Here is a 19,203-nt window from a genome sequence, read left to right on the forward strand (position 1 = left end):
AATGCCTCAATGCTTGTGTTCGCGCCTCAGCTGATAGCGCCCGTCGGCGAAATCAGTGAACAGACCCGAGATCGCCGGATGGTCGATCGGCTCGTCGGTATCGTCAGCGATCAGATTCTGCTGGCTGACATAGGCGACATAGCTCGATTCCATATTCTCAGCGAGCAGATGGTAGAAAGGCTGATCCTTGCGCGGGCGGATATGCTCGGGAATCGCCTCATACCATTCAGCGCTGTTGGCGAAGATCGGATCGACGTCGAACACGACGCCGCGAAAATCGAACACGCGGTGCCGCACGACATCGCCGATTGCGAAACGGGCATGCGAAATGGCTGGCAGCGGAATTTCTGCGTCGAAGGGATGGGCAGGGATATGGGCACGGGACATAGGCTCAATCTAGTGCCTCTTTTGCGCTGCACAAGCGGATAGCGCCGCCAGACGCTTGTGTGGCTCTTTGGATTGCGTTAGAGGCCCGCGCTCTTCGACCGGCACCCTCGCTTTTCACGAGCCTGGGCTGTTCGCAAATACCTCTGCGGAGAGGTGCCAGAGTGGTCGATTGGGACGGTCTCGAAAACCGTTGTGCCGGTAACGGTACCGTGGGTTCGAATCCCACCCTCTCCGCCACGGGGCCCTCCACAGGGGTCCCTGCTGGTCCACTGGAATCGACTTTTTTGCCATGAATACCGAAGCTTAGCCGATCGGATCGGCCTCGGCCGTCCATGCCCGTCCGTGCCCATCCAGCGAATTGGAGGGTCAAAAACGAGGTATCTCCGGTCGAAAAACGAGGTATTTTCAGGAGACCGAGCCATGCTCACCGATGCAAAGGTCCGCAACGCCAAGCCGCGGCCGAAACCCTACAAGCTTTCCGACACCAATCGCCTCTTCCTGTTTGTCGCGCCGGCCGGCGGCAAGCTGTGGCGCTGGAACTACACCTTCGATGGCAAGAACAAGACAATGGCGTTCGGCGCCTATCCGCTCGTCTCGCTGGCAGACGCACGCGCCAAGCGCGACGATGCCTACGCCATTCTGAGCGAAGGGCGCGATCCCGCTGTCGCGAAGAAGCTCAGGATCGAAGCCAATCTGGAGGCCTCGCGCCAGACCTTCGAGCGGGTGGCACGCCAGTGGCACGAGACCGTCAAGTCGCAATGGGCGAAGCGGCACGCCAATGACGTGATGCGCAGCCTGGAACGGGACGTCTTTCCCGCGATCGGCGATCTGCCGGTCGCGGACCTCACCCCGCCGCTCATCCTCGCCGCGCTGCGCGAGATCGAGGCGCGAGGCTCGATAGAGACGGCGAAGCGCGTCCTGCAACGCATCACCGCCGTCTTCGGCTTTGCGATCGCCGAGGGCCTGGTGAAGACCGATCCGTCCGAAAGGTTGGATGCCGCGCTCAAGCCGCTGCGCCGTGGGCGCCAGCCGGCCATCCTCAAACTCGCTCCGCTCAAGGAAATGATCCTGGCCGCCGAGGAAGAAGACGCGCGCCCGGTCACGCGGCTGGCACTCAGGTTCCTGGCGCTTACCGCCGTGCGCCCCAATGAACTGCGTGGCGCCAGATGGGACGAGTTCGAGGACCTCAACGGGGACGAGCCATTGTGGCGGATCCCTTCTGCAAGAATGAAAGGCGATCTCGACCGCAAGGAGGAAGTGGGCGGCGACCACCTCGTGCCGCTGACGCCTCAGGCAATTGGAGTGCTGAGAGCGGTGTGGCCGCTGACGGGGGAGGGGGTGCTGGTATTCCCCAGCGCACGGCACATGCACCAGCCGATGAGCGAAAATGCCATCGGCTATTTGCTCAACCGTGCCGGCTATCATGGGCACCACGTCCCGCACGGGTTTCGTGCGGCGTTCTCGACGATCATGAACGAGTGGGCTGAGCGCCACGGCAAGGAAGGCGACCGGGCGATCATCGATCTCAGGCTTGCCCATGTGCCGAAAGGAAAGGTCGAGGGCGCCTATAATCGTGCAGCCTATATGCCGCGCAGACGTGAACTAGCGCAGATATGGGCAGATATGTTGTGCTCAGGGCTCCCGGCGCCGTTCGTGCTGGTACAGCGGCCTGCTCAACCGACGACGGCGATACGATCTCGGCGCTTCAATCCACTGGCAGTGGACGGGGAATTCCGGTTTCCGACCCGGCGCCGAGCTGCGTAGGTATCGAGAAAAGAATTGGTGCGAGCCAATACTCACGCGCGACGTTCGGTTTACAAAACTGGCGCTTTACCCGCTGAGTGGCGGAAACCTCGCATCCGGTTCACCCGCTGACGGCGGATTCCCGACGCGAACATCGGGCGGAAGCGGTTCCACCAGAAGCGCACTGTTTCGTGGCAGATGTCTACACCACGTTCGAACAGCAGATCTTCGACGTTGCGCAGGCTCAGCGGGAACCGCACGTACATCATGACCACCAACCGGATCACCTCGAGTGACGAGTTGAAACAACCGAACGGGTCCTATTTCGGGTCGGAACGGCGGCTCATTCCACCATCCTACCCGGCCGTTGCCTTCCCATCGAGATTGCTCTGACAGGGCAGTTCGATTGGCGGACAATGGACGCCTTCCACGCACTCAAAACCTCCCCAAAAGCTTACGGCGAGGATGATCCTTACAATGAGTAAGGCTCTTTGTGTGTCATGTAGAGCGGTCGCCGTGGTAGGCACCTGTCCCCAAGCACAGACAGGGCATCAGCATTGGTGAAAGCGGTCGCCGAATGTGTCGATCGAGCGATCGATACTCGCCCCTTTCGATTGACCGGGCTTAATCGTCGACGGTTGAGGCCGCGGAAGAACAAAACTTCTAACAATTGGAGAACCTTATGACAAACGTAGAGGCCGCAGTACTTCCTGACCACGTCCCAGCGCACTTGGTACTCGATTATCCGTTGCTTTATGGCCGGGTCACCGATGAGAATCCATATGAGACGATGATTCCCAAAATTCATCAGGGTCCGGAGGTTTTCTACGCTCTGAAGGCCTATCCGGGTGACCGTCCCGCGTGGGTCGTGCGGCGGACGGAAGACTTGCGAAAGATCTATTTCGATAACGAGCACTTTACCAATGCGGAACCCGGGCCTTTCGCCCAAATGGTTGGCGAAAGCTGGCGTCTCATACCCTTCGAATCAGATCCCCCGACCCACGCGCTCTACCGCGCCTTCGTCAATCCGCTGTTCACGCCCAACGCGATGGCCAAGCTTGAGACTCGTATTCGCCAATATGCACGCGAATATATCGAGGCGTTCAAGCCGAATGGCTCGTGCGAATTCATCCAGGACTTTGCGTTCGAGTTTCCGATCAAGATTTTCCTTGAACTGATGGGATTGCCGCTGGAGCTTACCAGCCAGTTCCTCGCGTGGGAGACGGATCTTCTCCACGCCTCGGATCCCATGGTGATGGCGGCCGCGACCCGCAATGTCGTTGAGTATCTCCGGGGCGAGATCGCCTCGCGCAAGGCCAATCCGACTGACGATCTCCTCAGCTATGGCGTCACCTCACAAATCGATGGGCGCGGATTGACCGACGATGAGCTGGTGGGCTTCGCTTTCAACCTGTTCATTGGTGGTCTCGACACGGTCTCCACCAACATGGCTTCACAGTTCCGGCACCTGGCATCCCATGCCGACCATCAGGCGCAGCTGCGCGCCAATCCGGCGATGATCCCCAACGCCATCGATGAATGCATGCGCGCCTTTGCCGCAGTGACGACGTTCCGCACTTGCATCAAGGAAACCGAAATTTGCGGTGTGAAGATCATGCCCGGTGACAAGGTCGCGATGGCTACTTCGGTGGCCGGTCGTGACCCGGACGAATATGATCGGCCCAACGAGGTTATCCTGGACCGCAAGCCGCGGCATATTTCCTTTGGCTATGGTCCCCACATGTGTGTGGGTATGCATCTGGCTCGGCGGGAGATGCGAATTGCAATGGAAGAGTTCCTCGCGATCATTCCAGAGTTCCGAATAGCGCCCGGCGCCAAGATCCGTTTCCATCTCGGCGGCATGATTCAGCCAGAAACACTTCCTCTCGTCTGGACCGCGTAAATAGTCACAGTTTCTGAGTTTGGGATTATCCAGGATCATCATGCCAGTTATAACCTTTGTCGAAAGCAACGGCACCGATCCACACATTGATAAGGAAATGGATCGCGCGCCCAGGTGAGGTAGCACCAAGCTGTGCTCGAAGCAGACGTATCAGACCTTGAAAGAGGCCGAGCGCACCCCCGGCCCCGGGGGTGTCAACGGGTCAAAATTGCAACGGAGACCGACCTTGAGCATGGACAAGTCGATCGCAGCACTGGTGCGGCGCATGAAGATCGAGGAAACGCTCTACCGCTATTCGTTCGCGTTCGACTTCGAAGGCGGACGCGGCATTGGAGCGTGCTTCACGCACGACGCTGTCGCCGAATTCCACGACACCACCGCGCGCGGCAACGCGGCCGTGGTGTCGATGCTGGAACAACTGCGCGCGAACTACCAGCCGGATGAAGACACGATGCACGTCAATTCCAACCTGCGCATCGAGGAACTGTCACCGGACGACGTCCACACCACGACCTACTGCCTCTTTTACTCCAAGAAGCCCGACCAGAACGAATGGAGCTGGCAATTCGCCGGCTACTACGACGACCTGTTCACCCGCGTCGGCGAGGAATGGCTGATCAAGCGGCGGCGCTGGATTTTCGCGCCCGGCAACCCTGAGGCGCGACTCCCGCCGCGCTGAGTCGAGTGGGATACTCGGAGCAATGATTAAACTACAGAGGCTATCGAATAAATTGGAGATGCATCCAATGATGTCGTTAACTCGATCGCTTACGCTTTCCGGTAGCGTTGCGGTGAGCAGGTGCCTCTGGTCCCGGTATTTCCTATTGCTTGATCTTGAACAGCCGCTGCGCATTGCCGGACAGGATCATCTCCTTCTGCTCCGTGGGGATCGGGGCGGCGCGTATCCAGTCGGCACCGACCTTCGACGATTCGTAGGGATAGTCGATCGCAAACATGACACGATCTGCGCCAACAGCATCGATCCCGAATTTGAGCACGTCGTCCCAGAACATTCCGCTCGTCGTGATGTGCATGTTCGATTTAATGTACTCGCTTGGCTTTCGCTCCAGCTTGATCATGCCCGGCGGAACCTGGCCTTGGGACATCATCATCTCGTAGATATTGTCGAAACGAAATAGCCAATAGGGCAATGACTCGCCCATATGGCCCAGAACGACCTGAAGTTCGGGGAACCGATCGAACACTCCCCCCAAAACCATGCGAATGGCATGGAGACCAGTTTCGGCGGCAAATCCCCATAGCGCGCCAGAAAGGCCATAGGGCTTGAATGGCTTGCTCATGTCGTCGGACGGAAAGGTCGGGTGAATATAGACAGGAGCCTGATAGCGCTGTGCCGCCTCGAGAATAGGATCGAACTTCCGTTCGTCCAAATACTCGCCATTGGTGTGTGAATTAATGATAACGCCGTGCATTCCCAAATCGGTCATCGCACGTTTGACCTCGGCAGCGGCCTGAACGGGATCCTGCGGAGCAACGGCGGCCAAACCAGCCAAGCGTTTCGGATACTGCCGAATCAAGCCGGCCAAATAGTCATTCGTTTGTTTGGCCAAGCTCGTCCCGAGGTCGGCGTCGAACAACTGAACGCCTGGGCTCGTCAACGACATGAGGTGCATATCGACACCGTTCTCATCCATGTTTGCGAGACGGGTTTCAACGTCGCAAAGACCTCTCGCCGCCTCCGGCTTCGTCAGGAAATAGCCGGCATAGCGGACGTTGTCAGAGGTGCTCGTCGAAGCGAGCTTGCCAAGAGCTTCTAGATATTCCGGAGTAGCGAAAGCCTCCTCAGTCGCGATCATGTGCATTTTTGGCTCCTCAACCATTTTCTTAATCTCTCTAACAAAAAGATCATGCTATATTGTCGTCGGCGAGTGGTCTATATCCTGGTCAGGCTATATGTCCGACATACTTATAGTAAACCCTGCTTATGAGAGTGAACGTCCGTACCCCTTATGGCCCAATCTTCGAGGGCGGATGTCCGCATGTAGCCCACAAGCGTGTCGGTGACATTCTCCGTGCCACTCAGCAGGGGGCAAAACAGACGGCCGAATGTACATATATTCAGATATCATTTGAATGCGAGCGAAAGCGGCACCTGCCCTTGATCCGGTTCTGGCCAACGCTGGGAGACTGTCTTCATCTTGGTGTAGAAGCGCGCGGCATCAGGGCCGAACATATGCGCGTCCCCGAATTTGGACCGCCGCAGTCCGCCGAAATTGTGGTGGCCGACGGGAACGGGAACAGCGACGTTGACGCCCTGCATACCGGCTTCGACCTCCTCGATGAAGCGATGGGCAGCATGCCCGCTGCGCGTGAAGATCACGGCACCATTGCCATATTCATGCGCATTGGTGATGGCGATCGCTTCATCCAGGTCTTTCACGCGCATTATCCCGCGGGCTGGTCCGAATATCTCGGTCTTCCAAAAATCCATGTCAGTCGTGATGCGATCAAGCAGCGTAGGGCCTGTGTAAAACCCGCGTTCATGACCGGGAACGACGAAGCCGCGTCCATCGAGCACCAGTTCGGCGCCATCCGTCACGGCATCTGCAATCGCCTGTTCGACGAATCGCTTGGCATTTTCCGTCACGACGGCACCAAAATCCGCTTTAGGGTCATTATAGGCGCCCACATGCAGTGCCTGAATCATAGGTACGATAAGCGCGCGAAGCCGCTCCGCTGTATCGTCGCCCACCGCGAGCAAAAGGGACACTGCCATGCAACGTTGACTGGATGAACCATAGGCTGCGCTCACAAACGCCGACGCCGCTGCTTCCAGATCGGCATCCGGCATGACCACCATATGGTTCTTGCCACCTGTATAGGCCGCAACCCGCTTGCCGTGCGCGCAGCCGCGCTGGTAAATATATTCGCCGACGTGCGTTGAACCAACGAAACTGATTGCCCCGATCCGTGGATGAGCGAGGATCGCATCGACCACCTCTTTGTCGCCATTGACGGCGTTCCAGACGCCGTCCGGCAGTCCAGCCTTGCGCCAAAGCTCGCCGAGAAACATCGAAGCCCCAGGCACACGCTCTGAAGGCTTCAGGATGACAGCGTTGCCGCTGGCGATCGCCATGGACGTCATCATCATGGGAACCATCGCGGGAAAGTTGAACGGAGCGATGCAGCCGACAATGCCTACTGGCTGGCGAATGGAGAAGACATCAATGCCACCTCCTACATTGTACGAATATTCGCCCTTAGTTACCTGCGCCACACTGGTTGCGAACTCCACGGATTCAAGGCCGCGGCCAATTTCCCCTTTTGCGTCGGCGATCGTCTTACCGTTCTCGCGCCCGATCAGCTCAGCGAGTTGATCCGTGTTCTCGACAACCAGCTGACGCATTCGGAAAATGATCTCAAGGCGTCGGGCCTGAGACGATTTTGCCCATCCGCGCCCAGCCTCGGATGCCACGCTCACCGCATGGTCGAGCGTGGATTTGCTGGCGTAACGACACTCGTAGAGCGTGGAACCGTCCGAAGGATTGAGCACTGCGCCGGCACGGTCGTTATCCCCATGGTAGGCATCGCCTGCGATGAAGTGCGAGATATCTTCCATGCGATCAACACTCCGTGGGGGTCAGGTCAGGCATTCAATATGCTTGCGATCACATGTGACATGTTCCGTGCGCGGCCGCACCGCGAGTGGACGCAGACGCCTCGTGCAAAAATGCACGGAACGGCTATGATCAATACATGAAGTGGGACGATCTTCGGTTTTTCCTTGAAGTGGCTCGGACGGGCAATCTGACCGGCGCTGCGCGGCGACTTACCGTCGAGCACTCGACGGTGTCGCGGCGTATGCAGTCGATGGAAGCCGATGCCGGGACGCCGCTGTTCATAAGGGGGCCATCGGGCTTCAAGCTGACCGAGGCAGGGCAAAAACTACTCCCACGTGCGGTGGCGATGGAACAGGCCTTTGCCGGAATTGAACGGTCGCTCTCGAACAGTCAGCGTGAAGTATCAGGGCTCATCCGCATCGGCAGCAGCGAAGCCTATGGAACCGCAATCTTGCCGCGACATTTGACGCAACTCACATACACATATCCCCAGTTGAACGTTCAACTGCTCGCCCTGCCAAAGATATTTCAGCTACCGCGCAATGAAGTCGACATTGTCATCTCGATCGATCGGCCCGAGCGCGGGCCATATCTTACGGTCAAGCTCGCCGATTATGTTCTCCGGCTCTACGCATCGAGAGAATATCTTGCGCGTGCGTCCGGAATTTCTTCTCCCGATGATCTCCAGTCCCACCGCTTCGTCAGCTATGTTGACGACTTCGCGATCGCCAAAGACCTTCCCTCAGCGCAGCCGCTCCTCGGTCCTGGCTATATTCCACTCAAGAGCACGAGCATTCTTGCCCAGCGTTCTGCGGCGGTAGCGGGGGCAGGTATTGCCATATTGCCCTCTTACCTCGTGACCCCGGACGTACCGCTTCAGGCGATATTGGGCGATGAAGTTCGCTTTTACCGGACCTACTGGATGGCGATGCCACTTGAGTTGAAAGGCTCCAGGCGCGTCCACTCGGTTTGGCAATTTCTGCGCCAGGCCGCGCTTGCCGAGCGCATACGTCTAGCAGAGTAGTGGTGCCCGCGTACTGGTTGTGATCAATGAGTCCCGATCCCAGTTTCAAAGGCCCCGGATACGCGGCAACGTAATGCCATCGAAACATGAGCGGATCGGGGCCGCGGAAGGTCGCGCCGTCCATCAAGGGACTGGGCTCTCGAGGCAGGGAGGCTATTCGGAGCGAGTGTATTTTTCCGGGTTGCGCTTCGAGGTCTGCGCAAGTCGCTCGATGCCTCCCAGCATGAACTCGGTAAAATGCGTCAGGATCAGGCCGTCCGAACCATTGGCTAATCCGTACGACGGGAAAGCCTTTTCAACAGCCTTCCGGTCGGCCATGTGCAACATCACGCTTGCCGAGAGGTAGGCCAGGCAGCCATCCGAAACCGCAGGGTGGTCCTCCGGCAATTCCATGGCTTCTGCGACCAAGCTGCGGATCACATGGAGTTTAGGGACAAGCTCGGTTTCCCGCAGTTCGTCGAGATGCTCAGAGCTTCCCAGCGCTTCGCGGGCAAGAACCTTCATCGGCCAGGAATCGCCCTCGAAAGTGCCCAGCGCAGTATTGACCAGCAGCCTAAACAGGCCGACGAGCCGGTCAACGGCGGTCCCTGTACTGCCGATCAATTCGAGTACAGGCGCGAGACCCACAATGCGGGAATGGGCCTCGTCAATGACCGCTTCGTGCAAACCTTCGATGCCGCCAAAATAATAGTTGATGGCGGCCGGGTTGACCTTTGCACGATCGCAAATGTCGCGCCCGCTGGCGGCTTCAAAGCCGACGCGGGCAAAGACTTCGCCCGCAGTCTCAAGCAGCAATTGCCGCGTATGACCCTTCTTCTGGAGTCGCCGGTCATTGACTCTCGACTTGGAAGCAATTTTCTTCATCAATGCAGCCCAGTTGCGACAACGCCGGACGCATTGCCGGGCAGCCCTTGTCCATACAACCCGAATTCGCGCTTAAGCAAGTGTGGGCTCAAACCCGCTTCTTCCGGTCTGTGGCGCGACCTGGGGGAAGCCAGAGGCTGGCCGGTCACCGGCATCACGAGACAAGAGCCTTCTCATTCCATGTCGCGAAGATCAGGCCGTCATAGAGGTGGACCTTGGCGCGGGTCAGGCCAAGGTCCGACTTCTGGCGAATATCGCCATGCAGTCCGCGATGTCTTGTCCAGGTCATAGCCACCTTCCGCGCCGGAATGTTAAGATGTCTTTGATGTTATTATTGAAATTACTTCTCTTTTGAGAATTTTTCCGTAAGCGCTTTTGGGAAGTTCATCCATTACGACGTACTTTTTGGGTCGCTTGAACCTTGCAATATTGTCCAGACAGGCCGCATCAAGCTCCTCGGCTTTGATGGTGCAATCCTTGCGCGCGACAACGGCGGCAACGACGATCTCTCCCCATTCACTGTCCGGGATGCCAACCACCGACACTTCCGCGACGGACTCGTGCGAAAGCAGTATTTCCTCAACCTCGCGCGGATAGATGTTCAATCCACCGCTGATGATGACTTCCTTGGCCCTGTCGACCAGCGAAAGCAGGCCATGTTCGTCCAGAACGCCGATATCGCCAGTATGCAGCCACCCATCGATCAGCGTGCCCGCGTTGGCTTCGGGCATGTTCCAATAGCCGGCCATGACCACGTCGCCGCGCACTGCCACCATGCCCGGCTGGCCGTCCGGCACCCTGTTACCAGCCTCGTTGAGGATCGCGATCTCGACGCCCGAACGCACCCACCCCACGGTCGCCATCAGTCGGGTGAGGCGATCTCCGCTGGCCGCGGCATAGGCAGCGGCAGGAACGCCACTGATGGTCATCGGGCTTTCGCCCTGGCCGTACATCTGTGAAAGTCGAGGACCGAGGACGCCAAGCGCACGCGCCAGGTCCTCGACATACATCGGAGCGCCGCCAAAGAAGATGATGTGAATGCCCTCGGCCTTTGCCGGGTCGGCAGAAGCGGCGGCGACAATCCGGTTGAGGAACGTCGGGGCCGAGAACATGCTGGCCTTGCCCCAGTGGCGCGCCAGGGCAAGCACTCCGTCAGCATTGCGGTGCTCTGACCCCGGAATGATCTGCAGGGCGCCGCTGGCGACGAACGACAAGGCCAACAGGCCCGAACCGTGCGATAGCGGGGCGTGATGAATGAAACACGCACCCGTCGAAGGCGTACCATAGTCGCAATGCTGCGCAGCGATCATGGCCCGGAGGTTGCCGTGGCTCAGCGTCGCTCCTTTGGGACGGCCCGTGGTTCCGCTGGTGTAGAAAATCCAAGCTGGATCCCCGGAGCCACGTTCGATTGGCGCGGAATTGGCCGGTTCGCGAAAGAATTTCTCGAATGCCGGACTTTCTACGTCCACCACCGCCTTTAGCGACTCGACCCGGTTCTCCAGTGGTTTCAGTCCACCGAAATGGTCGGTATCGGTGAAGCAAAGCACGGCGCCGCTGTCGCCAACGCAATGCTCAATCTCGCGGACTTGAAGCGCGGAATTGACAGGAACGAGCACCAGGCCGCGGTGCAGGGCAGCGAACATCAGGACAAGGTAGTCGGGGAGATTCCTCATCGCCAGCACCACCCGATCGCCCGGTGCTGCATATTGACCGAGGCCATTGGACAGCTTCGTCACACGCTGCCACAGGCCCGCATAGTCCAACTGGACTTGCTCCCCACTGGCCAATGCAGGGGCATCTGGCGCAACGGACGCGATGCGCGACAGTATCAGTGCGACATTCAAGGACGCATCCTTTCAAGCACAGTGATGCAAACCGCCGCCTCTTCGACCACCCTGAAGCCGCCGCCGTTTTCTGCAACCGCAAGCCTTGCGGCTTCGACCTGACGCTTGCCAGCCTCACCGCGAAGCTGGGTCACGAGCTCAAAAATCTGGGCGGCTCCAGTAGCTCCGATCGGATGGCCTTTCGAAACAAGCCCGCCCGAGGGGTTGATGGGTATCCGCCCGCCGAGTCGTGTTGCGCCGCCTTCCGCGAGGGGCCCGCCTTCACCGAACTTGCAGAACATCAGGTTCTCGGACTGCAGGATCTCGGCAAAGGAGGTCGCATCATGCACTTCGGCCACCGAGACGTCTTTCGGATCAACGCCCGATTGTTCGTAGGCGTCCAGCGCCGCGAGGTGGGAAACATGATTGCGATAATCGTCAAGCGGCCGATCGCGACCACTGCGGACGACGCTCGCCAGGATGCGGACTGCGCGTTCATGGGCAAACCGCTTCAGTGCGCGCTGCGAGCACACCAGGACCGCTGCGGCACCATCGCTCACCGGTGAGCACATGGGTACGGTAAGCGGCCAGGAAACCGGCTTGGCTGCCAGCACCTGCTCTACGGTGAACTCGTCGCGGAACTGGGAAAGCGGATTCCACACCGAATGGGCGTGATTCTTCGAAGCGGCGATCGCCAGTTGCTCGACAGTCGTGCCGAACATTTCCATGTGGGCACGCGCCATTCCGGCGTAGATTTCCATGAAGACACTCTGAGCACGAGGCTTTGAACGGGCCTCTTCCGGGATCAGGTCACCGCCTGCCAGCGCAAGCATGGCGGCATTAGCCTCGGCGTTCGCCACATCCCAGCAGCCATCGAATACCGCTGCGATCTTTTCCCGATCGGGAACACACATTTTTTCCGCGCCAACGACAAGTGCAACATCCACAGCGCCGTGAGCTACTTGGGCGAACGCCAGCGAAAGCGCAGTCGAAGACGACGCGCAGGCGTTCTCCACGTTTATGATCGGGATGCCCTCGATCCCCGCAGCCGCGAGCGCGGTCTGGCCGCGCACCGCATGCTGGCCGTCGATCGCCCCTTGGCCGACATTGGCGAAAAAACAGATTTCGACGTCCGATACCGATGCGCCTGCATCGGCGAGTGTGGAAGCGACCGCCTCGGCCACCAGCGACCGCAATGCACGGTCACCACTGCGGCCAAAGGCTGTCATTCCTACGCCGGCAACGAACGCATGTGAGGCCATGGCATTTTCACTCCCCCGATTATGCGCGTCGGCTGCGCCCCGTTTAAAACACTTGTTTATATCTGGTGTTTCGAATACCCGTTTACACCTGCCCAAGCCGATGGCAATATCGGGGGTATTAAAAGATGTCAGGACCGCCTGGCGCGGTAGTTCGAGGATGGAGCGAAAGATGGCACAAGGCATTTCTGAGGCAATGAACGATGTGGCTTCAACCACAGCTATCGGCGTACACTCGGCGGATCACTTTGCTTTCGCAGTGCCGGATCTGGAAGAAGCCGCTCGATTCTACACTGATTTCGGCCTGGAGGTGCGTCAGGCTGCTGACGGTGGCCTTGAGCTTTACGCCTGGAATAATCCCCATTGCTGGGCAAAGATATCCCAAGGCGGCGAAGGGTCTTCGAAGAAGCTTCGCTATCTCTCGTTCGGCGCGTATGAGCAGGACATGCCGGAATTTGAGCGGCGATTGAACGAAGCCAAGATCGAACGCTGCGCGCCGCTGAACGATGACGGTGGCCTGTGGTTCAAGTCGCCCGACGGGCTCCCGTTGCAGATCAAGGTTGCGGTGAAGAGTTCGCCGGACTGCAAGTCGGATTTCAGCTTCCCTTCAACTCCGCCGGGCCGGGCTGGAGCGGCGCCTAAGGCACTTGCTCCGGCTACAAAGCCTAGACGGCTGTCCCATATCGCCATCTTCGTGGCCGACATGGACGAGGCGCTCGATTTTTACGCAGATATTCTCGGGTTGCGCTTGTCCGACCGGTGTGGCGACCATATCGCATTCGTCCACGGCATTCATGGTTCCGACCATCACCTGTTGGCTCTGGTCGGATCGACTCATTACGGTCTGCACCACACGAGTTGGGACTTGCCCAGTGTGCACGATGTCGGGGTTTCGTCGCAGGGTATGATCGACAAGGGGCATAAAGTTGGCTGGGGACTTGGCCGGCACCTGCTGGGCTCCAACTACTTCTACTATGTCCGCGATCCCTGGAACAGCTATAGCGAATATATTGCCGACATGGACTATGTGCCGGCGGGTCATGATTGGCCGGCAGCCGACCACGAGCCGGGAGAAGTATTCTCCTATTGGGGCCCGCCTTCTCCGGAGAAATTTGCGCATAATTTCGAAGCTGCATAAGCAAAAAAGCGGAGGTCGTCATGGGAGCAATTGATACGTCAGGTGCGCTGGAAGTGCCCAAGTGCAGTCGCGCGTTGGATCGAATCATCGAAGCTTCGCGGCTAGAGTTTGACGAGATCGGTCCGGCCGCCGCAAAGATCGATTCGATTGCGGCTCGGGCAAAGATCACCCGGCAGTCGATCTATTATTACTACAAGAGCAAGGACGATATTTTCTACGACATCGTCATTCGCGAAGTGATGACGTTGATGTCTTACGTCAACAGGCTCGATGCTGATTCCACCGATCCGGAAGCGGCAATCAGGGAACTCTTTTTCGGGCTTTTGGATCAGGCGAGCAAATTTTCGACGTTGTCAGCCTTCATGATCGATCACGGTCGCTGTGCGGAATCCATCCGCAAGCCTTCGGCAGCCTTCAAGGATCTGATGCAACAATTCGTCAAGCGCTTGCAAGTCTTGCTTGATCGGGGCGTGGCCGAGGGCGTATTCCGGCCCGGCATTGATGCCGCGAGGTTCTTTGCTGCCGCCTGCATGATCACGGCCGGTGCGCGAAACAGCCGCAATGCGCTAGAACTGATTTGTGGAATCGATCTGGGCAGCAGCGACGGCGTGGCCGAATGGCAGGAATTTGCGGTAGACGTTTTGATGCGCTCGATTGGGAAAACGGACTAGGATTCCACAATCGGCCTGCCCGAAGCTTAGGTCGCCGTTGTTGTGGGCGGCGCTGCAAGGGTTGGCCTCGGGTTCTGCCACATTCTCCTTCGAAAGAGACTCATTCGTCGTCGTTGAATTTGGTCGGCCTGATGCGGAAGCCTGCGTGGCGGTAAAGAATTCCGAGCAGGGCCGGAGGGTCATAGCCGTCGTTCAGTAGCGTTATGATCCAAGAACGTTGCACCAGTCGATGCCTTCCCGGGTTTCGTCGATGTCTCGATATGTGACCGGCGAGGCGATTTACGTCGACGGAGGGCTTCACGTCGTCGGATATCCATCGAAACCCGCCGAGTTGCCGAACCGGAAATCTGTATTCAAGCTTGGTGCCCCCTGAACCCGCTCGGCCGGCATTGCAGGGAGATGCCGTTTTGCGTCGTCCACCCGATCTTTTCCAATCTGGGAGAATCCATGTCTGAAGTCGTGATCGAAGCGGCTGATTTCCGCCGCGTATTGGCTGCTTATCCGACCGGGGTGAGCGCCATCACGGCCATGACCAAGGCCGGGCAGCCAGTGGGCATGGTGGTTGGCACTTTCACGTCGGTCTCACTCGACCCACCCCTGGTTGGTTTCCTGCCCGATCGCCGTTCATCGACCTGGCCGCGGATCGAAGCGGCGGGGCACTTCTGCGTCAACGTGCTGGGCAGCGACCAGCAGGCGCTGTGCGCGCAGCTCGCTGGGAAAGGCGACAAATTTGCGGGGGTCGAATTTTCGGAATCCATCCACGGCCTCCCGCTATTGCCAGACGTGATCGCGGCCATCGAATGCCGCATCGAGTCGATTACCGACGCTGGGGATCATGTCTTCGTGCTGGGACGGGTGCTGCGCATGGCAATGCTACGCGATGGTGATCCGATGTTGTTCCACAAGGGCAGATACGGCGGCTTCGCGAAGATGGATTGACGCCTGATAGTGCTTGGCGGCGAATTCGATGGCAAAAAGGACTGCGTGCGAATGGCTGGCAGCCCTACCGCTGGCGGTTGGCCCACGGTCTTCAGTCACGTCCACGATTGCGTCGGCCGTGAAAAATCTACAAGTGCGTCCATGTCTCTCGTGTCCAGCAGGCGGCAATAGCGTGCTTTGATTGGCCGGATCGTTTCGATCGCCAGCAAGTCTTCGATTGTTCTTACGACATTCTCTATTCTGCGCTAATCGGACTTGCAGCCGATGTACCGTCGATGATCGAAAATCGGTAGACTTGGCCCGCTTGGCTGCGAGGCAACTTCCAATGTGCCAATTTCAGGCAGTTCGCCAGATAACCGGATCCACTGCCGGTGTGACACGGCGTAAAGCAAAATCGAAACCTCACTTTTGCGGACGTGATAAACGCGGTTTCCAGGCAATTCTGCATGAGGTTATTGCGCGCTCAGCAAAGATGATGAGCTTACCCAGAACGTGACAAAGCGCCCTGCGATTGGCGCCTCCGACTGCTCAACTTGCCGCCGCAAGGCTCCACCGGGATTTGGCGCAGGCTGGGCGTAACCGATTGAGGGAGTAGGATAATGGCCGACGGATACCGGATGGATGACAAGGTTGCACTTGTCATGGGGGGAAGTACCGGGATCGGTGCGCGGTGTGCCCATTTGCTCGCGCGGCGCGGCGCAAAGGTTGTGGTGGCGGCCGTGGGGCAGGAGCAGATTGATAAGACTGTTGCCGAGATTATAGCGGCCGGCGGGACGGCGATTGGCGTGGAAGCCGATCTCGCCGACGAACAGGCTGTGATCGCCTGCATCGACAAGACGATCGCTACATTCGGCAAGCTCAACGCTGTCCATGCCAATGCAGCTGCAACCTACCCCGACGCATTAATGAACGACAAACAACTCGCCGACCTGGAATTCGATTGGTGGGACAAGATCATGGCGGTCAATCTGCGCGGCCTCGCTGCGACCGCGAAGTACGCGATCCCGCACATGATCGAGGCGGGAGGCGGCGCGTTCGTTTTCAGCGGCTCGGGCCGGGGAAGCCAGGGCCACCTCGAATACACGACTTACGGAGTCTCCAAGGCTGGCGTCGAAGGCCTGTCCCGCTATGTTGCCACCCAATATGGCAAGAACGGTATCAGGTCCAACGTGATTGAGATCGGCCTGGTCATGACTGACGCGGTGAAGTCAAACCTGCCTCCCGAGTTTTGCACGCTTCTGCTTGAGCATCACCTTGTTCGTGAACTGGCCGGCCCCGAAGACGTTGCGCAAGTGGCCGCCTTTCTTCTCTCGGATGACGCGCGTTTCGTTACCGGCGCAAAGCTTGCTGTCGATGGCGGGCTTGGCTGTCACACCCCGGTCTATGCCGATCTACTGCGCATGACGCCTGGCGACAATTTGCAGGTTTGAGGAATGCATCTTGGCGCTGGTCAGCAGGCCGGGGCCGGAGGCGGAGTCACGGTCCCTGTCGGGCGACAGGTTGCAATTTTGGTGCGACCGTAAATGTCTGAGGTTCCGGCCGGCTGAAACCACTCGGCCTTGCTGGATTCACAAGAAGCGCATTGGTGCGCACTGGTTTGGAGGTTGTCGATGGCTGGTTATATCCCCCCGTTCACACTGGACGATTTCTCTCTCTCTGTCGAGAAACGGGCGGAAATCACTGGCGGATTGACCGAGCGCCAGGCGTTCATGGCCAACCAGTGGATGGGCTTGTTCGACGCACTCAATCGCGGCGACTATGGGGCAATGGACGACTTTTTCGACACGTCGAAAATGACCTATGCGAACCCCAATCGGCCAGATCTGGGCAGCTACGCGCAGTGGAAGCCCGGTGCCCTCGAACTTTACAAGACCTTTCCGCCCTGCGTCTATCGCGTCCTGAAGGCATGGGGGCGCGGCGACGACGAGATTGCAGTACTTTGCCATCACCACGGCAAGCACACCGGCGGCCCCTACATGGGTGTGCAGCCGACCGGTAACCAGCTCGACGTGCTCTGGTTCAGCTGGATCAAGTTCGAAGGAGACAAGATCGTCCACATCTACTCGATCTCTGACGTGCTTTCGATGCTGATCGACCTCGAAGTCATCTCTGCACCCCAACCGGTTGACCCTTACAAGTAACTTTTGCCGTCGAGTATTGATCAGCTTCGCTGTCAGGAGATGCGATGTGCCCGGCAAAGCCGCCGGGCCATCACAGTCCTCGAAATTGTCGCCGGTGGCGACTGGTGCTCTGTCCGGCGTGAACATTCCAAGGTCACGCGCGCCGCGTTCAGATCGGACCGGGCTGGTCCGACGCGAAGTTTGACTCGCTGTATGGAATTGATGGCGCTTGCCTAATTGTCTGGCCTGCGATACCGGCGCATAATGGCCGGCGCACCAAAGGTAATATCCGCACGTTGGTTAAGAAGCGTGAGTATAGCTCTCGCGCCGCAGACTTCGGCTGCCCCGGGCGTCATTAAGAAAAGAAGGTGCGATGACGGAAAAATAACTGAGCACAAATCTTGAGAAAAGCCGCGTAAGATAGGTTTGCAGTCTTTGGAGTGGATTATGGCGACAGCAGAAGAATTGATTATCCTCGATCCGGATAATGTTGTCGATATAGATCTGGGCGGCGATCACTTGAGAAACCACGCTCTCGACGGCATTTTTGCCGAATGGGGCCAGCGACGCCCGTTCTACGTAGTCAACGAGGGCATCGTTCACGTCGTCGTCGGTCGCCATGCCGACCTTCGCACGGTCCACATCGACGGCGCTCGTTTCTCCTCGGAGATTCCGAGAGAGCCCGGATACGAACGATTCGACTACGCCGACGGCGCAATCCATATCGGTGCGTCGGATGGTAAGAATCACGATCGTGTTCGCGCTGCCTTTGATCCATATTTCGGCCCCAGGGCGATCAAGCAGCTGCGCCAATCAGCCGAAGAGATAATCGACAAAATGCTCGATGACGTCGAGGCGCTGGGCGGTCCGTTCGATGCCTATCACGACTTTTCGTACAGACTGATCGAGCGTATCCTCATTGAAGGTGCGATGGGCATCACGGATTCTGAGCACCAGACAGCCTTTCGTCGGTTGCAGCATGAATTGGAAGTCGAATCCAATATCAAACCGGGGCAGGCGCGGTCCCAGGCATTCAACGAATCATATGTCGGCGTCATAAATGCGATCAACGCGATCCTTGACGAGCGCCGCACTCATCCCCGCGAGGACGATCTGTTCACCGGACTGGTCAAGCGCATGGACGAAACCGGACTGATCACCCACGAGGAAATTCTCGCTAATCTCCTAGCCACCCTTTCGGGTGGACAGGGCACCACGGCCGCGGTCGCCGCCGCCATGTTGACCAACCTGTGCAAACACCGGGACCAGTTCGAGGAAATCATCGCCGATCGCTCTTTGATTCCCGACGCCGTGGAGGAATGCCTCCGCTACCAGTCACCGGGTCTGTACACATTTGTCCGCTTCGCGACTTGCGATACCGAAGTGGGCGGAACCCGGATTGCCAAGGGTACGCCGGTTCTCGTCTCGCCCCAGGCGGCGAATTACGACCCTCTCAAATATCCCGCCCCGCTGAAATTCGACATTCATCGCAAGCCGCGGGACATCACGACTTTCGGGACCGGCAAACATCATTGCCTCGGCAACCGCTTGGCCCGGATGATCCTGGCCATCGTGCTTGACAAGGTCTGCACGCGCTTTCCCAAACTTTATAACCCGGAGCCTGACTTTAAGCCGGAATATTGCGGCATCTTCGGAGAAATGCGCATGACCCGAGCGCCGATGCACACGGGCAAGTGGGCGGAAGGGGGAGCCGACTAACTTGGTTCCCTTTTGGCCTTTGAGCCGGCAGG

Annotated in this window: 17 protein-coding genes, 1 tRNA gene and 1 pseudogene; 11 read left to right on the top strand and 8 right to left on the bottom strand. The window is 58.4% G+C overall.

From position 1 onward, the window contains the following. Window positions 1-6: 6 nt before the first annotated feature. Complete coding sequence (gene hspQ, locus AC1DVS_RS13085; protein ID WP_478023629.1) at window positions 7-387, bottom strand: heat shock protein HspQ; 381 nt, start codon at window positions 385-387, stop codon at window positions 7-9. 147 nt (window positions 388-534) lie between these two features. On the opposite strand from hspQ, the gene AC1DVS_RS13090 reads away from it, so the two are divergent. Then, window positions 535-624 (top strand) — tRNA-Ser (locus AC1DVS_RS13090). Window positions 625-807: 183 nt separating this feature from the next. Continuing rightward, complete coding sequence (locus AC1DVS_RS13095; RefSeq protein WP_478023630.1) at window positions 808-2,151, top strand: tyrosine-type recombinase/integrase; 1,344 nt, start codon at window positions 808-810, stop codon at window positions 2,149-2,151. 80 nt (window positions 2,152-2,231) lie between these two features. Here AC1DVS_RS13095 and AC1DVS_RS13100 read toward each other — a convergent pair. After that, window positions 2,232-2,417, bottom strand: a pseudogene (locus AC1DVS_RS13100) (IS6 family transposase); the annotation flags it as partial. Between the two features lie 395 nt (window positions 2,418-2,812). On the opposite strand from AC1DVS_RS13100, the gene AC1DVS_RS13105 reads away from it, so the two are divergent. Together AC1DVS_RS13105 and AC1DVS_RS13110 are read left to right on the top strand one after the other, a co-directional pair. Further along, window positions 2,813-4,033, top strand: coding sequence for a cytochrome P450 (locus AC1DVS_RS13105; protein WP_478023632.1), 1,221 nt, complete (start codon window positions 2,813-2,815; stop codon window positions 4,031-4,033). 232 nt (window positions 4,034-4,265) lie between these two features. Beyond that, window positions 4,266-4,712 carry a nuclear transport factor 2 family protein gene (locus tag AC1DVS_RS13110; protein WP_478023634.1) on the top strand — a complete coding sequence of 149 codons (447 nt, stop codon included), beginning with the start codon at window positions 4,266-4,268 and terminating at the stop codon, window positions 4,710-4,712. Window positions 4,713-4,854: 142 nt separating this feature from the next. Here the strand turns inward: AC1DVS_RS13110 and AC1DVS_RS13115 are convergent, their stop codons facing one another. Beyond that, the gene (locus tag AC1DVS_RS13115) at window positions 4,855-5,856 is read right to left on the bottom strand and encodes an amidohydrolase family protein (RefSeq protein ID WP_478023635.1); all 1,002 of its coding nucleotides are present in this window, start codon (window positions 5,854-5,856) and stop codon (window positions 4,855-4,857) included. Between the two features lie 263 nt (window positions 5,857-6,119). Then, a complete protein-coding gene (locus AC1DVS_RS13120) occupies window positions 6,120-7,613 on the bottom strand; it encodes a CoA-acylating methylmalonate-semialdehyde dehydrogenase (RefSeq protein ID WP_478023637.1) in 1,494 nt (497 codons plus the stop codon). A 137-nt stretch (window positions 7,614-7,750) separates the two neighbouring features. Between AC1DVS_RS13120 and AC1DVS_RS13125 the strand changes: the two genes are divergently transcribed. Then, window positions 7,751-8,638, top strand: a complete 888-nt coding sequence (locus AC1DVS_RS13125) for a LysR family transcriptional regulator (protein WP_478023639.1) — start codon at window positions 7,751-7,753, stop codon at window positions 8,636-8,638. A 153-nt stretch (window positions 8,639-8,791) separates the two neighbouring features. Here AC1DVS_RS13125 and AC1DVS_RS13130 read toward each other — a convergent pair whose 3' ends face one another. The 4 genes from AC1DVS_RS13130 to AC1DVS_RS13145 all read right to left on the bottom strand — a co-directional run bounded on the left by AC1DVS_RS13130 (window position 8,792) and on the right by AC1DVS_RS13145 (window position 12,770). Then, window positions 8,792-9,502 (bottom strand): TetR/AcrR family transcriptional regulator, encoded by a 711-nt coding sequence (locus tag AC1DVS_RS13130; protein ID WP_478023641.1) that lies wholly within the window; start codon window positions 9,500-9,502, stop codon window positions 8,792-8,794. A 154-nt stretch (window positions 9,503-9,656) separates the two neighbouring features. Continuing rightward, window positions 9,657-9,791, bottom strand: coding sequence for a hypothetical protein (locus AC1DVS_RS13135; RefSeq protein ID WP_478023642.1), 135 nt, complete (start codon window positions 9,789-9,791; stop codon window positions 9,657-9,659). A gap of 22 nt (window positions 9,792-9,813) precedes the next feature. Next, on the bottom strand, window positions 9,814-11,346 hold the full coding sequence (locus tag AC1DVS_RS13140) for a class I adenylate-forming enzyme family protein (protein WP_478023644.1): 1,533 nt from the start codon (window positions 11,344-11,346) through the stop codon (window positions 9,814-9,816). Next, window positions 11,343-12,770 (bottom strand): thiolase family protein, encoded by a 1,428-nt coding sequence (locus AC1DVS_RS13145; RefSeq protein ID WP_478023646.1) that lies wholly within the window; start codon window positions 12,768-12,770, stop codon window positions 11,343-11,345. The genes AC1DVS_RS13140 and AC1DVS_RS13145 overlap by 4 nt, the downstream gene beginning before the upstream one ends. Between AC1DVS_RS13145 and AC1DVS_RS13150 the strand changes: the two genes are divergently transcribed. The 6 genes from AC1DVS_RS13150 to AC1DVS_RS13175 all read left to right on the top strand — a co-directional run bounded on the left by AC1DVS_RS13150 (window position 12,757) and on the right by AC1DVS_RS13175 (window position 19,171). After that, window positions 12,757-13,722, top strand: coding sequence for a VOC family protein (locus AC1DVS_RS13150; protein ID WP_478023647.1), 966 nt, complete (start codon window positions 12,757-12,759; stop codon window positions 13,720-13,722). The two genes, AC1DVS_RS13145 and AC1DVS_RS13150, sit on opposite strands and share 14 nt — an antisense overlap. 20 nt (window positions 13,723-13,742) lie before the next feature. Further along, window positions 13,743-14,393: a TetR/AcrR family transcriptional regulator gene (locus tag AC1DVS_RS13155; RefSeq protein WP_478023649.1), complete on the top strand. Its 651-nt coding sequence runs from the start codon at window positions 13,743-13,745 to the stop codon at window positions 14,391-14,393. A gap of 399 nt (window positions 14,394-14,792) precedes the next feature. Continuing rightward, window positions 14,793-15,332, top strand: a complete 540-nt coding sequence (locus AC1DVS_RS13160; RefSeq protein WP_478023650.1) for a flavin reductase family protein — start codon at window positions 14,793-14,795, stop codon at window positions 15,330-15,332. Between the two features lie 599 nt (window positions 15,333-15,931). Further along, window positions 15,932-16,762 carry an SDR family NAD(P)-dependent oxidoreductase gene (locus AC1DVS_RS13165; protein WP_478023652.1) on the top strand — a complete coding sequence of 277 codons (831 nt, stop codon included), beginning with the start codon at window positions 15,932-15,934 and terminating at the stop codon, window positions 16,760-16,762. Window positions 16,763-16,942: 180 nt separating this feature from the next. Beyond that, a complete protein-coding gene (locus tag AC1DVS_RS13170) occupies window positions 16,943-17,473 on the top strand; it encodes an ester cyclase (RefSeq protein ID WP_478023653.1) in 531 nt (176 codons plus the stop codon). 426 nt (window positions 17,474-17,899) lie between these two features. Beyond that, a complete protein-coding gene (locus AC1DVS_RS13175; RefSeq protein WP_478023655.1) occupies window positions 17,900-19,171 on the top strand; it encodes a cytochrome P450 in 1,272 nt (423 codons plus the stop codon). The last annotated feature ends 32 nt before the right edge of the window (window positions 19,172-19,203 follow it).

This window comes from Sphingomonas sp. P3_C5, from assembly GCF_056402635.1.